17 protein-coding genes are annotated in these 12,732 nt (G+C 71.0%); 9 read left to right on the forward strand and 8 right to left on the reverse strand.

The features are described from left to right. Positions 1 to 41: 41 nt before the first annotated feature. The gene (locus ACIBEC_RS32505) at positions 42 to 668 is read left to right on the forward strand and encodes a ScbR family autoregulator-binding transcription factor (protein WP_360495572.1); all 627 of its coding nucleotides are present in this window, start codon (positions 42 to 44) and stop codon (positions 666 to 668) included. A 43-nt stretch (positions 669 to 711) separates the two neighbouring features. Here ACIBEC_RS32505 and ACIBEC_RS32510 read toward each other — a convergent pair whose 3' ends face one another. From ACIBEC_RS32510 to ACIBEC_RS32525, 4 genes are all read right to left on the reverse strand, one after another. Next, positions 712 to 1,323, reverse strand: coding sequence for a ScbR family autoregulator-binding transcription factor (locus ACIBEC_RS32510; RefSeq protein ID WP_360495568.1), 612 nt, complete (start codon positions 1,321 to 1,323; stop codon positions 712 to 714). Positions 1,324 to 1,558: 235 nt separating this feature from the next. Next, on the reverse strand, positions 1,559 to 1,768 hold the full coding sequence (locus tag ACIBEC_RS32515; RefSeq protein ID WP_360495565.1) for an acyl-CoA carboxylase subunit epsilon: 210 nt from the start codon (positions 1,766 to 1,768) through the stop codon (positions 1,559 to 1,561). Positions 1,769 to 1,852: 84 nt separating this feature from the next. Beyond that, complete coding sequence (locus ACIBEC_RS32520; RefSeq protein WP_360495562.1) at positions 1,853 to 3,454, reverse strand: acyl-CoA carboxylase subunit beta; 1,602 nt, start codon at positions 3,452 to 3,454, stop codon at positions 1,853 to 1,855. Between the two features lie 451 nt (positions 3,455 to 3,905). Then, positions 3,906 to 4,325: a PLD nuclease N-terminal domain-containing protein gene (locus ACIBEC_RS32525; protein ID WP_360495560.1), complete on the reverse strand. Its 420-nt coding sequence runs from the start codon at positions 4,323 to 4,325 to the stop codon at positions 3,906 to 3,908. A 93-nt stretch (positions 4,326 to 4,418) separates the two neighbouring features. Here ACIBEC_RS32525 and ACIBEC_RS32530 point away from each other — a divergent pair, with 93 nt between their 5' ends. Genes ACIBEC_RS32530 through ACIBEC_RS32540 form a run of 3 tightly spaced genes read left to right on the forward strand, consistent with a single transcriptional unit; the run spans position 4,419 to position 7,318 of the window. Then, positions 4,419 to 5,876, forward strand: coding sequence for a menaquinone biosynthesis decarboxylase (locus tag ACIBEC_RS32530; RefSeq protein WP_360495557.1), 1,458 nt, complete (start codon positions 4,419 to 4,421; stop codon positions 5,874 to 5,876). Beyond that, positions 5,873 to 6,769 (forward strand): menaquinone biosynthesis prenyltransferase MqnP, encoded by an 897-nt coding sequence (mqnP, locus tag ACIBEC_RS32535; RefSeq protein WP_360495554.1) that lies wholly within the window; start codon positions 5,873 to 5,875, stop codon positions 6,767 to 6,769. The genes ACIBEC_RS32530 and mqnP overlap by 4 nt, the downstream gene beginning before the upstream one ends. A 3-nt stretch (positions 6,770 to 6,772) precedes the next feature. Next, positions 6,773 to 7,318 carry a diadenosine tetraphosphate hydrolase gene (locus ACIBEC_RS32540; RefSeq protein WP_360495551.1) on the forward strand — a complete coding sequence of 182 codons (546 nt, stop codon included), beginning with the start codon at positions 6,773 to 6,775 and terminating at the stop codon, positions 7,316 to 7,318. Positions 7,319 to 7,358: 40 nt separating this feature from the next. Here ACIBEC_RS32540 and ACIBEC_RS32545 read toward each other — a convergent pair whose 3' ends face one another. Then, positions 7,359 to 8,153 (reverse strand): nucleoside-diphosphate sugar epimerase, encoded by a 795-nt coding sequence (locus ACIBEC_RS32545; protein ID WP_360495548.1) that lies wholly within the window; start codon positions 8,151 to 8,153, stop codon positions 7,359 to 7,361. Positions 8,154 to 8,397: 244 nt separating this feature from the next. Between ACIBEC_RS32545 and ACIBEC_RS32550 the strand changes: the two genes are divergently transcribed. The 3 genes from ACIBEC_RS32550 (at position 8,398) to ACIBEC_RS32560 (ending at position 10,454) form a co-directional block, all read left to right on the forward strand. Beyond that, on the forward strand, positions 8,398 to 9,261 hold the full coding sequence (locus ACIBEC_RS32550) for a hypothetical protein (RefSeq protein WP_360495545.1): 864 nt from the start codon (positions 8,398 to 8,400) through the stop codon (positions 9,259 to 9,261). A 158-nt stretch (positions 9,262 to 9,419) separates the two neighbouring features. Further along, positions 9,420 to 9,884 (forward strand): helix-turn-helix domain-containing protein, encoded by a 465-nt coding sequence (locus ACIBEC_RS32555; RefSeq protein WP_360495542.1) that lies wholly within the window; start codon positions 9,420 to 9,422, stop codon positions 9,882 to 9,884. A gap of 189 nt (positions 9,885 to 10,073) precedes the next feature. Continuing rightward, positions 10,074 to 10,454, forward strand: a complete 381-nt coding sequence (locus ACIBEC_RS32560) for a PIN domain-containing protein (protein WP_360495539.1) — start codon at positions 10,074 to 10,076, stop codon at positions 10,452 to 10,454. A 57-nt stretch (positions 10,455 to 10,511) separates the two neighbouring features. On the opposite strand, the gene ACIBEC_RS32565 is transcribed toward ACIBEC_RS32560, so the two are convergent. Together ACIBEC_RS32565 and ACIBEC_RS32570 are read right to left on the reverse strand one after the other, a co-directional pair. Continuing rightward, a complete protein-coding gene (locus tag ACIBEC_RS32565) occupies positions 10,512 to 11,267 on the reverse strand; it encodes an alpha/beta hydrolase (RefSeq protein ID WP_360495536.1) in 756 nt (251 codons plus the stop codon). Positions 11,268 to 11,297: 30 nt separating this feature from the next. Further along, complete coding sequence (locus ACIBEC_RS32570) at positions 11,298 to 11,462, reverse strand: hypothetical protein (protein WP_360495533.1); 165 nt, start codon at positions 11,460 to 11,462, stop codon at positions 11,298 to 11,300. A 3-nt stretch (positions 11,463 to 11,465) separates the two neighbouring features. On the opposite strand from ACIBEC_RS32570, the gene ACIBEC_RS32575 reads away from it, so the two are divergent. Both ACIBEC_RS32575 and ACIBEC_RS32580 read left to right on the forward strand, forming a co-directional pair. Next, complete coding sequence (locus tag ACIBEC_RS32575) at positions 11,466 to 11,600, forward strand: hypothetical protein (protein WP_360495530.1); 135 nt, start codon at positions 11,466 to 11,468, stop codon at positions 11,598 to 11,600. Continuing rightward, entirely contained in the window at positions 11,597 to 11,980 is a 384-nt protein-coding gene (locus tag ACIBEC_RS32580) for a VOC family protein (protein WP_360495527.1), read from the forward strand. The genes ACIBEC_RS32575 and ACIBEC_RS32580 overlap by 4 nt, the downstream gene beginning before the upstream one ends. 7 nt (positions 11,981 to 11,987) lie before the next feature. On the opposite strand, the gene ACIBEC_RS32585 is transcribed toward ACIBEC_RS32580, so the two are convergent. Beyond that, positions 11,988 to 12,704, reverse strand: a complete 717-nt coding sequence (locus ACIBEC_RS32585; protein WP_360495524.1) for an MOSC domain-containing protein — start codon at positions 12,702 to 12,704, stop codon at positions 11,988 to 11,990. Between the last annotated feature and the right edge of the window lie 28 nt (positions 12,705 to 12,732).

Raw genomic sequence — 12,732 nt, forward strand, 5'->3', positions numbered from 1 at the left:
GCGGGGAGGGGATCACGCCCGGTCGAGTCCGGAGGGGGCCAGTGGTCAAGCAGGAACGGGCTGGGCGGACCCGGCAGGCCGTGCTGCTCGCCGCCGCGGAGACCTTCGCGCGGGTGGGCTTCGAGGCCGCGAGCCTGGTCGACATCAGCCGCCGCGCTGGGGTCAGCAAGGGCGCCCTCTACTTCCACTTCGTGTCCAAGCAGGCCCTCGCCGACGGGGTGCGCGGCGCCGCCGGGCGGGAGATCGGCTCGGCCGCGCTGCGTGCCCTGCGCGCCGACGGCCCGGCCCTCCAGGGACTGATCGACTTCTCGCACGAGCTGGCCCGGATGCTGCGCGAGGACCTGGTGGTGCGAGCCGGAGTGCGGCTCGGCCGCCAGGGCCCGCGCCGGCACGCCGTCCCGGGCGGCCCGCCCGGCCCCGACGCCACCTGGCGCAGTCTCACCGCGGTCGTCCACCGCCTGCTGGACCGCGCCGCCCAAGCCGGTGAGCTGCGCCCCGGGGTGGACCTGGCGGCCACCGCCGAGCTGCTCACCGCGGTGGCGGCCGGCCAGGTGCTGCTGGCGGGCGAGGAGACCGACCGGCCCCGGCCGGAGGCCGTGCGCCGGGTGTGGACGGCCGCGCTGCCGGCCCTGGTGGCGGCGGAGAACCGGGTCGGCTACCGGCTCTGACCGGCTCTGACCGGCCTGGCCCCGGTCCGACCCGGGCGCGCGGTCAGGAGCGCTCGGCCACGCTCAGCCGGGCGAGCGCGTGCGGCTGGACCAGGCCGGGCAGCAGCAGCGTCCACAGGTCGGCCATCCGCTGGATCAGGTCCTGCCGGTCGGCCAGCACCTGGGAGCTCAGCTGGATCCCGGTGACGGCCCCGGTGATCACCCCGGAGGCCGCGACCAGGTCGATCCCCGGGTGGAGGTCGCCGGCGTCCCTGGCGTGCTCCAGCAGCTCCCGGACCAGGTCCATCCAGCCCTGGTAGGCGGCGATCTGCGGCTGGGTGAAGCTGCCGTGCTCGATGGTCAGCCGGATGCTGCCGCGCACCAGCGGGTCGTCCTGGAGCGCGCGGGCGAAGGCGTACCCGAGGTCGATCAGGTTCTGCACCGAGCTGTCCGAGGACGGCTCCCAGCCGGCGATCCAGGCGCCCTGTCCCTCGATGACGGCGAGCGCCAGCTCCTCCTTGGAGCGGAAGTGGAAGTACAGCGCGCCCTTGGTGACGCCGGCGCGGTCCAGGATCTCGGACATCGTGGCGGCGGCGTAGCCGCGCTCGTCGAACACCTCGGCCGCCGCGAGGAGTACCGCCTGGCGGGTCGCCAGTGCGCGGGCCTGCCTGGCCATCGCAGCCTCCCTGGAAAGTTCTGGTACCTCGGCAGCGGCCGATCCTATGGGGCCGACGGGGCGGCGGAGGCATACCGTCCAGCAGGCATCCTACCGAGCCGCCGGTCGGCTGTTCCCGGCCCGAGGCGCACCGGGGCGGACCGGACGGACGCGAAGGGTGCGCCCGCTCCCCGGGAACGGCCGACGGCCGGTCACCCGATGGGGGTGACCGGCCGTCGGCGGAAGCCGCGGGCCGTCAGGCGGCCTGCTGCCAGCTGACCGGCGAGTAGTAGGCCGGACGGCGCTCCAGGCGCTGCCAGTTGGCGATCGGCTCGATCGGCGCGGAGGCGGCGGCCTGCTGCGCGGCGGCGGCGCGCGCCATCAGGACGGCGGTCAGGGCGGCGAGTTCCTCGTCGGTGAGGCTGCCGCGGACGATGCGGACGAGGGGTTCGGCGGAAGCGGTCATGTTCTGGTTTCTCCCCCGGTTGCTGTGGTCTGAGGTGGTGCCCGGTGCGGTGCTCGGTAGGGCTTGCTGCGGTGAACCGCGCTGCTACATCGGCGGGTTGCCGTGCTTGCGGCTGGGCAGGTCGGCGTGCTTCGTGCGGAGCATGGCCAGGGCGGAGGCGATCACCTGGCGGGTTTCGGCCGGGTCGATGACGTCGTCCACGAGGCCGCGTTCGGCCGCGTAGTACGGGTGCATCAGCTCGCTCTTGTATTCCTTGATCTTCTGGGCGCGCATGGCGTCCGGGTCCTCGGCGGCGTTGATCTCACGCCGGAAGATGACGTTGGCCGCGCCCTCGGCGCCCATGACGGCGATCTCGTTGGTCGGCCAGGCGTAGGACAGGTCGGCGCCGATGGAGCGGGAGTCCATCACGATGTAGGCGCCGCCGTAGGCCTTGCGCAGGATCAGCGAGATGCGCGGCACGGTGGCGTTGCAGTACGCGTACAGCAGCTTGGCGCCGTGGCGGATGATGCCGCCGTGCTCCTGGTCGACGCCGGGCAGGAAGCCGGGAACGTCGAGCAGGGTGACCAGCGGGATGTTGAAGGCGTCGCACATCTGCACGAAACGGGCGGCCTTCTCGCTGGCGTTGATGTCCAGCACGCCGGCCAGCGACTGCGGCTGGTTGGCGATGATGCCGGTGACGTGGCCGTCGACCCGGGCCAGCACGCACAGCACGTTGGTGGCCCAGCGCTCGTGGACCTCCAGGTACTCGCCGTGGTCGACGATCTCCTCGATCACCTTGCGCATGTCGTACGGGCGATTGCCGTCGGCGGGCACCAGGTCCAGCAGGCCGTCGTTGCGCCGCTCGACCGGGTCCTCGCTCACCACGGACGGCGGCATCTCGCGGTTGTTCTGCGGCAGCATCGACAGGAGGAAGCGGACCTCCTCGATGCAGGACTGCTCGTCGTCGTAGATGAAGTGGGCCACCCCGGAGACGCCGGCGTGCACGTCCGCGCCGCCGAGGCCGTTCTGGCTGATCTTTTCGCCGGTGACTGCCTGGACCACGTCCGGGCCGGTGATGAACATCTGCGAGGTCTCGCGGACCATGAAGACGAAGTCGGTCAGCGCGGGGGAGTACGCGGCGCCGCCGGCGCACGGGCCGAGCATCACCGAGATCTGCGGGATGACGCCGGAGGCCTTGGTGTTGCGCTGGAAGATGCCACCGTAGCCGGCCAGCGCGGTGACGCCCTCCTGGATGCGGGCGCCGGCGCCGTCGTTCAGCGAGACCAGCGGCGCGCCGGCCGCGATGGCCATGTCCATGATCTTGTGGATCTTCTGCGCGTGGGCCTCGCCCAGCGCGCCGCCGAAGATCCGGAAGTCGTGCGCGTAGGTGAAGACGGTGCGGCCGTGGACGGTGCCCCAGCCGACGACGACGCCGTCGGTGTGCGGCTTCTTGGCCTCCAGGCCGAAGCCCTGGGCGCGGTGCCGGCGCAGCGGCTCGACCTCGCGGAAGGAGCCCTCGTCCAGCAGCAGCTCGATGCGCTCGCGGGCGGTCAGCTTGCCCTTGGCGTGCTGGGCCTCGGTGGCCTTGTCGCTGGGGCCGCGGCGGACCTTCTCGCGCAGCTCGTGCAGCTCGGCGACCCGACCGCGGGCGTCGGCCGGGACCTCGGGAACCTCGCCGTCGACCGGCGCCTCATGCACAACCGTCATCTCGAACCACTCCAAGGGTGAGGGAACTGTCCGACAGCCAACGTCTGCTGTGCCCCCGGCCGCGAATCACTTTCTTCACTTATGACTGTACGAGGGGCCGTGCGCTGGTTTCGGCGTCGATTCCGTACAAGGTCGAGTTCGTTTAGCTGTCAGGCTTGCACAGAAGCGGGCGGGTCGGAGCCGGAGCGCTGGGTGTTCGTTCGAATACCGGGGGTTGTCGGGCAGATGATGGTCCGATGATCTGAGCATGAACAAAAGCGCAGGTCAGGGCCGTCCCTCAGTAATGTAGGTCGGTCATCTGGGGTGCCGCTCAAGGTCCACTCAAGCCGGGCGCCCGGATCGAGGCCATCCGCGTGAGACGGCGTTCAGTCGTAGGGAAGCGCCAAAAAGGCCACGGCCCACCCGAGGCCGCCCGGGTGGGCCGTTGGAGGGATCGTGAGAACCCCCGTGATCAGCTCTTTCGGCCGTCCTCCGGCTCGTCCCGGTCGCGCAGCTCCCGCTCCCGGCGGCGCAGATCGGCCTCCCATTCCTTGAGCATGGACTCGTGATCCTTGTCGCTCTTCTTCAACGAGGCGAGGAACTCCGGGTCGTCGTCCGGCGCGAGCGGACGCCCGCCACGCGCGGCGGGCCGCCCCGGGCCGCCGGCGGCCGGGTACCCCGGGTAGCCGTCGGCGGTCGCGGCCCGCAGGAAGCGCTGCTTGCCGGCGATCAGCCAGGCGATCGGGCCGAGCGGCGGGAAGAGCAGCACGATCAGCACCCAGACCACCTTCGGCAGATGCCTCACCTCGTCCTCGGGCGTCGTCAGACAGTCGACGAACGCCCACACCCAGAGCGCGAGCGGAAGGACGATGGTCAGCAGAATCCGCAACATGGCTGCGAGCTCCCCCCAGCGGGCGGCATTGGCGGGCGCCTTCCCGGGGCCCTTGACGCAAGCCAGGCTATCTGGTGGCGGATACTGACAGGCATGGCATACGACGATCTCCGCTCGTTTCTCCGGGCCCTCGACCGCGAAGGCGACCTCAAGCGCATCAAGGCGGAGGTGGATCCCCACCTGGAGATCGGCGAGATCGTCGACCGCGTGCAGAAGGCCAAGGGCCCCGCGCTGCTCTTCGAGAACGTCAAGGGCTCGTCGATGCCGCTCGCGATGAACGTCTTCGGCACCGAGCAGCGCCTGGCCAAGGCGCTCGGCCTCAAGGGCCCCGACGACATCTCCGAGAAGATCGCCGGCCTGCTCAAGCCCGAACTGCCGCAAGGCTTCACCGGCTTCCGTGACGCCTTCGGCAAGCTCGCCTCCATGGCGCACGTCCCGCCCCGGAACGTGAAGTCCGGCGACGCCCCGGTGCAGGAAGTCGTCCTCACCGGCGACGACGTCAACCTGGACGAGCTGCCCGCCCTCTTCACCTGGCCGCTGGACGGCGGCTCCTTCTTCAACCTGGGCCTCACCCACACCAAGGACCCGGACAGCGGCATCCGCAACCTGGGCCTCTACCGGCTCCAGCGGCACGACCGCCGCACCATCGGCATGCACTGGCAGATCCACAAGGACAGCCGCAACCACTACGCGGTGGCCGCCCGTCGGGGGGAGCGCCTCCCGGTCGCGATCGCCTTCGGCTGCCCGCCGGCCGTCACCTACGCGGCCACCGCGCCACTGCCGGGCGACATCGACGAGTACCTCTTCGCCGGCTTCATCGCGGGCGAGCGGGTCCGGATGGTCGACTGCAAGACCGTCCCGTTGCAGGTGCCCGCCGACGCCGAGGTCGTGCTGGAAGGCTGGCTGGAGCCCGGCGAGATGCTGCCCGAGGGCCCGTTCGGCGACCACACCGGCTTCTACACCCCGCAGGAGCCGTTCCCGGCGCTCACGATCGACTGCGTGACGATGCGCCGCCGCCCGATCCTGCAGTCCATCGTGGTCGGCCGCCCCCCGACGGAGGACGGCCCGCTGGGCAAGTTCACCGAACGGTTCTTCCTGCCGCTGCTGAAGATCATCATCCCGGACATCGTCGACTACGACCTGCCCGAGGCCGGCGGCTTCCACAACTGCGTGATCGTCTCGATCGACAAGAAGTACCCCAAGCACGCCCAGAAGACGATGCACGCGATCTGGGGCGCCCACATGATGTCGCTGACCAAGCTGATCATCGTGGTGGACGCCGACTGCGACGTGCACGACTACCAGGAAGTCGCCTGGCGGGCCTTCGGCAACGTCGACTACAGCCGGGACCTCACCGTCGTCGAAGGCCCGGTCGACCACCTCGACCACGCCTCCTACCAGCAGTTCTGGGGCGGCAAGGCCGGCATCGACGCGACCCGCAAACTGCCCGAAGAGGGCTACACCCGCGACGGAGGCTGGCCGGAGATGGTCTCCTCGGACCCGGCCACCGCCGCGCTGGTCTCGCGTCGCTGGAAGGAGTACGGGCTGTGAGCACGGCCGCTGTCGAAACCCCGGGGCGTACGAAGGCGTTCCTGCGGTTGGTGATGATCGAGCACTCGGTCTTCGCCCTGCCCTTCGCGTACATCGCCGCACTGACGGCCATGTTCCTCGCTGACAAGCGGGTGCACTGGGGGCAGCTGTTCGTCGTCACCGTGTGCATGGTCGGGCTGCGGACCTTCGCCATGGCCGCCAACCGGATCATCGACCGCGAGATCGACGCCCGCAACCCGCGCACCGCCTCGCGCGAACTCGTCACCGGCGCAGTGTCGTTGAAGACCGCGTACGCCGGGTCCGCCGTCGCGCTGGTGGTCTTCCTCGGCGCGGCCGCCATGCTCAACCCGCTCTGCCTGGCCCTCGCCCCGGTCGCCGTCGTGCCGATGGTCGTCTACCCGTACGGCAAGCGGTTCACCGACTTCCCCCAGGCGATCCTCGGCCTCGCCCAGGCCATGGGGCCGGTCGGCGCCTGGCTCGCGGTGACGGGCACGTGGTCCTGGGAGGCCGTCGTCCTCGGCGTGGCCGTCGGCATCTGGATCGGCGGCTTCGACCTCATCTACGCCTGCCAGGACGTCGAATCCGACCGGCAGGGAGACGTGCGGTCCGTACCGGCCCGCTTCGGCATCCCGGCGGCGATCCGGGGCGCGCGGGTGTGCCACGTCCTGACAACGCTTCTGTTGGGCTGGTTCGCGCTGTTGACGGACGCCGGAGTGGCGTTCTGGGTCGGCCTCGTGGTCGTCGCGGGCGCCTTCCTGTACGAGCACACCATCGTCAAGCCGAACGACCTGTCGAAGCTCAACCGGGCGTTCTTCCAGACCAACGGGTTCGTGGGCATCTCGCTGTTCGTCTTCGCCCTGCTGGACCTGATCATTCGCGGCCTCGGAATCTGATCCTTGCTTCGAGATGATGCGCAAGGCGTCGAGCTACGGGCGGCCGACTGGCGCGCCGACCGCATCGGCAGTGCGCTCCGGGGCGAGAACCCCACCGTGCTGCGGCGCTTGGACGCCGGCTTCGCCGTCATCGGAGACGTCCAGTTCCTGCCCGGCTACTCGGTCCTGCTGACCGATACGCCGGGCGCGGAACGTCTCAGCGACCTGCCCCGCCCACGCCGCCTCGCGTACCTCGCCGACCTCGACCGCCTCGGCGAGGCCGTCGAACGGGCGTGCCGCGCCGCCGATCCGGCCTTCCGCCGGGTCAACCTCGAAATCCTGGGCAACAAGGACCCGTTCCTGCACGCCCACGTCTGGCCCCGCTACGACTGGGAGCCCGCCCACCTCGTCCAGCGCCCGGTGTGGCTCTACCCGCCCACGCACTGGCAGGACCCGCAGCACGCCCTCGGCCCCACACACGACGCGCTCCGCACCGCCGTCACCGCCGAACTCGACGTACCGGTCGAGGATGAGTGCGGCTCCCCCCAGCCCGGATGGTCTTCACCGTGACGCCGGCGAAGGCTGCGGCCTGCGTGACGTCCCGCCGCGTTCAGCGGAACAGGGCGGCGTGGTCCGTTGCCCAGGTGTGGAAGCTGCGGGCCGGGTGGCCGGTGAGGTCCTGGACGGTTGTCGTCACCGGCTCGGGGGCGGTGATGCGGGCGTGGATGAAATCCAGTGCGCCGTCGGCGATGGCCGGGGGCCGACCGGTGCAGAGCATGCGGTGGCGGGCGGCTTCGCGGGGGATCTCCTGCCAGCGTGCCGGGCGGCCTGCGGCCTTGCCGATGATGCTCACCTGTTCCGCCTGCGTGGGCGAGTCGGGGCCGGTGAGGACGTACCGGGCGCCGTCGTGGCCGTCCTCGACCAGGGCCCGGACGGCGACGGCCGCGATGTCCCGCTCGTCCACGGGGTTCAGCCCGGCCGTACCGCCGTAGCCCCGCACCGCACCGTCGGCCCTGATCTCCTCCGACCACTGCAGCGCGGTGGCGAAGCCGTGCGCCCGCAGCACGGTGTGCCGTACCCCGCTCCCGGCGAGCAGCGTCTCGATCGTGCCGTCCGGTCGGCCGGGGACGGCCGGTGACAGGAACACCACCCGCCCGACCTCCCGGGCGAGCACCCCGACGGCCTCCGCCGCCCCCTCCGTGGTCGGGAACGGCCACCCCAGCAGGACCGCGCCGACGCCCTGCGCTGCCGCCTCCAGGGACGTCGGGTCGAGCAGGGCCCGCTGTGTCAGGGTCCGCGCCCGCACCCCGGCGGCCACGAGCTGCAGCCCGACGTGCCGTCCGACCGTCCCGGAGGCGCCGACCACCAGCACGGGCGACGTGTCGTCAACTCGCTTATCTGTCATGTATCGAACGTAAGCGAGGAACATGAGACACCCCATGCGTACGGGTCCAGAGTCCATGCGCCATCGTCTACCCGGCGCGCGCCCAAATCCCGTGCGCCCCCTGGCGCTTCGAGCGCTGACTATTCGTCAATCCGGTTAACACGGGGCGCGATCGACGTGTTACGTTCCGTGGCGTACGCAGAAAAGAGTTGACCCCGGCGGTGCTGGAACACCCCGGGGCCCGGCATCAGGAGCAGCACTCCCCATGCACATTCATCGTAGCGTCCGGACGCGCAGCTTCACCGTTCTTCCGAACGAGATCGTCCAGGGACGCAGCTTCCTCACGGTCAACGCCCGGGTCATCCTCCAGGACCTCCTGTCCCGCCCCGACGGCTGGCGCGAGGACGCGCGGCAGATCGCGGACACCACGCTGGGGATCGGCCGCACCGCCGTCCGCCGGGCGCTCAAGGAGCTGGCGGATGCCGGGTACTACCGCGTCGACACGGTCCGGCTGCCCGACGGCACGCTCCGCTCCGAGTCGCACGTCTTCGACAAACCCTGGTTCGACGCGCCACCGAGCGACCCCCCTCCGGAAGCCGGTGAGCCGGACTCCGGTCCACCTGACACTCCTCCCGTAAAGAACCCGGAAGAAGTACCCACCCTCCCCGCCGAGGAGTTGACGCCACCGCCCGACCCGCAGGTCCAGGAGGCGGTGGCCGCGCTCTACCGGGTCATCCGCCGAGAGCCCCGCCTGCGCCTCGGCGAGCGCGAGGCCCTCGCCCTCGCACCCCTCGTCGCCGAGTGGCTGGCGCGCGGCGCCACCGAGGCCGACCTCACCGAGGCCCTCGTCCCCGGCCTCCCGCAGCCCGTGCACTCCCCGGTCGGCATCCTCCGCAGTCGCCTGGAGCGCAAACTGCCCCCACCCGGCCGTCCGGCCGCGGCCCCGCCCCCGCGCACCGAATGCCGCGAGTGCCGCGCCCCCGTGCCCAGCCCGGGCATCTGCCGCCCCTGCGCCGGCCTCGTCCCCCGACGGCCCGTCCCCGACCCGGCCACCGCCCGCACCGGTGCCGCCATCGCCCGCACCGCCCTCCTCGCCGCCCGCAGACTCACCCTGCGCCCCGCCTGCTGAGGGCTGCGGGCTGCGACTCTCGCAGGGCCGATCGGGGCTCTCGGGTCGACTGGGTGGATCCCCGCCTCACGGGGTGGGGATTCGAGGCGGAGCCCGAAGAGCGGTTGCGTTTGCTTCGTTTATTGCGAATACTTCGAGTAGGACAGTGGAGGGATGCCATGGGAACCGTCACAGGCAGGAAGATCGAACCGGGCATTGTCGACGCAGGTGATGCTCGGCGTGCCCTCGGCCGGATCAACGACTATCTCTCTCGTACAGCTCAGAGCACCGAAGACATCCAGGTGTACCTCGAAACCGGAGCGCAGGACGAGGCACTGGTGCTTCCTCGGCCGGTCGCTGAGATGTTCGCATCGATGTTGGCGGCCCTTGCCAACGGGCAGGGCGTGCAGATCATCCCGGTTGATGCCGAGCTGACCACTCAGCAAGCCGCCGACCTGCTGAATGTCTCCCGCCCGTACCTCATCGGGCTGCTGGAGTCCGAGAAGATCCCTTACCGGCTCGTGGGACGGCACCGCCGCATTCGTGTCGATGACCTCCGCCAGTACCTCCGCGAGGATGACGCGGCCCGGAAGGATTCGGCAGACGAGCTCATGGCCATGGACCAGGAGCTGGGACTGCTCTGACATGGCCTTCGTCGTCATCTATGACGCGTGTGTGCTGTACCCGAACGCCCTTCGGGATCTCCTCGTACGTGTCTCGCTCAGGGGGCTGGTGCGCGCGCGATGGACGGATGCCATCCTTGATGAGGTGGATCGCAACCTCATCAAGACTTCCAGATCCCTGCGGAGAAGCTCCAGCGGCGTCGGGAACTCATGAACCGGGCGGTCCGTGACTGCCTCATCACCGGGTTCGAGCCACTGATCGAAGGCCTTGAGCTCCCCGATCCCGACGATCGACACGTCTTGGCTGCGGCCATCAGGGCGGGCGCCCAGGTCATCGTCACGAACAACCGGAAGGACTTTCCCTCCGACTACCTCGGCTCCTTCGACATCGAGCGGAAGAGCGCCGATGACTTCGTGATGGACCTCCTCGGTCTGGACGATCGAGTCGTCTACTCGTGTGTCCAGGAGATCGCGTTGGGCCGGCGCAATCCGCCACAGACCCTCGACGACATACTGGGCCGGCTTGAGAAGTCGGGGCTGAGCCAGTCGGTGGCTGCCCTGCGCCTTGGCGGGGTGCCGCCAGAGAGCTAGGGGGCCGTTGCGCAGGAAGTCGGCCCCGCCGACTTCCTGCGCTGCGCAGCCGGGGCCTCAGTTGTGCAGGAAGCCCTCCAGGGAGGCGGCCAGGGCCACCGGTGCCTCGTACATCGGGTAGTGGCCGGTGCCGCCGAGCTCCTCCAACTCGGCGTTGGGGTAGTGGCTGAGCCAGGTGCCGCGCATGACGTCGGCGGTGAGGGCGAGGTCGTGTTCGCCGACGATCACCTTGACCGGGACGGGGTGGCCGCTGATCCGGTGCTCGAGGTCGGCGGTGGTCCAGTCGCGGGCGTAGCCGCCGAAGGCCTCGGGCGTGGACAGGTACAGGGACTGGTCGACCATGCGGTCGAGCCAGACCCGGCCGGCTCGTCGGCCGGTGACGAAGTCGAGGATCGTGAGCCGCTTCTCCCGGTCCTCGGCGGCGCCGTAGAACAGCGCCTCGCCGGCCTCGTCCAGCGGGTAGGCCCCCGCGGGCACCGGGGCCAGGCCGACCAGTTTGCGGACCCGCAGCGGGGCTTCGGCGAGCACCTGCTGGGCAGCCTTGCCGCCCATCGAGTGGCCGACCACCGAGAAGCGGTCCCAGCCGAGCTGGTCGGCGAGGGCGAGCGCGTCGGCGGCGATCTCGGCGAGCGTGTAGTCGCCGGGGACGTCCTTGCGTTCGCCGTAGCCCCGGTAGTCGAGGAAGGCGTAGCTGAAGGCGCCGCCGTCGAGGTAGTCGACGAACGGGCCCCAGCCCGCGCTGGTGCCGAACCAGTCGTGCAGGACCAGGACGTGGTGGTCGCCGGTGCCGGTCGAGCGGTGAGGGATCGTCATGCCATCGGTCATTCCCGGCGGCCCGCCGGCTCACGCCGCCGGTCGCCGGGCGAAGGCCGGGGCGTGCTCGGGCAGCGGGTCGAAGGCGACCATGCGGGACAGCAGCAGCGGGAAGCCGGGGACGTAGCGGGCGAGCAGCACCAGTTGGGTGGGCGGGCCGACCCGGCGGCCGGTGAGGACGGGCTCGAACATCACGCGGTGCAGTACCCGCTGCAGGCGCTGCATGACTCGCCGGCGGAGTCCATCGACCTCTTCGCCGACTCCTACCTGCGGGCGGTCGCCCTCCCCGGGGCAGAATCCGAGGGCCGCAACCAGACCCGAGGAGAACCGTGATCGGCAAACTGCAGTGCCTCGTGCTCGACTGCCCGGACCCGGCGATCCTCGCCCGCTTCTACGCCGCCCTGCTCGGCGGCGAGGTGGACCGCCCGGACCCGCGCTGGTCGCTGGGCACGGACTGGTCCACCCTGCACCTCGACGGCGGCGCGGTGCTCTGCTTCCAGGGCGTCGCCGACCACCGCCCGCCGCGCTGGCCCGACCCGGAGCACCCCGCCCAGGCCCACCTCGACATCGACGTCGAGGACCTGGCGGCCGCCCACCGCGACATCCTCGCCCTCGGTGCCACCCACCTCCACGACGCCGGCCGCTGGCGCATCTACGCCGACCCCGCCGGGCACCCCTTCTGCCTGATCGGCCCGCCGCGCAGCACGAGTTGACGGTCCATCAGTTCAGTGTCAGTCGATCGCCCACGCGGAGTCGGCCCGGGGCGGCGACCTCGGCGAGGGCGTCGAGGCGGCCGTCGTGGGCGTGCACGACGGCCTTGAGGATCTCGGGTGCGTGCGGCAGTCCCGGCTGCGGGGCGCCGGTCATCGGGCAGCGTTCGCTGGAGGTGACGAAGGCGAGCCGGGCGCTGTCCGGGGCCCCGCCGTGGGCCTGGCGGCCGAGCCAGGCGTCCTCGACGAAGGGCGGGGTGCCGGGCGGGGTGCGCAGCACGATGTTGGGCCGGAAGCGGCGTTCGTCGACGGCGGCGAAGGGGACGGTCTCGCGCACCCAGTCCAGGGTGGCGGTGCTGAGCATGCTGACCGGCAGCCGGTCGAAGTGCGAGACGGCGTCCTCGCGGGCGAGTTCGACGTCCTCGCGTTGGAGGTAGGCGCGCAGGAAGGCGGTCGGCCGGTCGACCGGGCGGCCGAGCGGGTCGAACAGTTCGGGCCCGTCGATCCGATGGCCGAGGCGGGCGGAGAGGCGGAGCAGGCCGTCCATTCGGCGGAAGCGGCGGGTGTTCTTGCCGGAGCCGAGCTTCCCGGTCGCGTCGCGGACGGCGTAGAGGCGGTCGCCGGCCAGGCCGCGCTCGTCCACCTGGACGGAGTCGAGCCGCTCGCCGCCGGTGGATTTCACGGGGTAGCGCCAGAGTCGCTCGATCACTCCGATGATCTCAGCCATGGGCGGACAGCGTACCGGCGCCCCCGGG

Source organism: Kitasatospora sp. NPDC051164, from assembly GCF_044455625.1.
Classification (GTDB): Bacteria; Actinomycetota; Actinomycetes; order Streptomycetales; family Streptomycetaceae; genus Kitasatospora.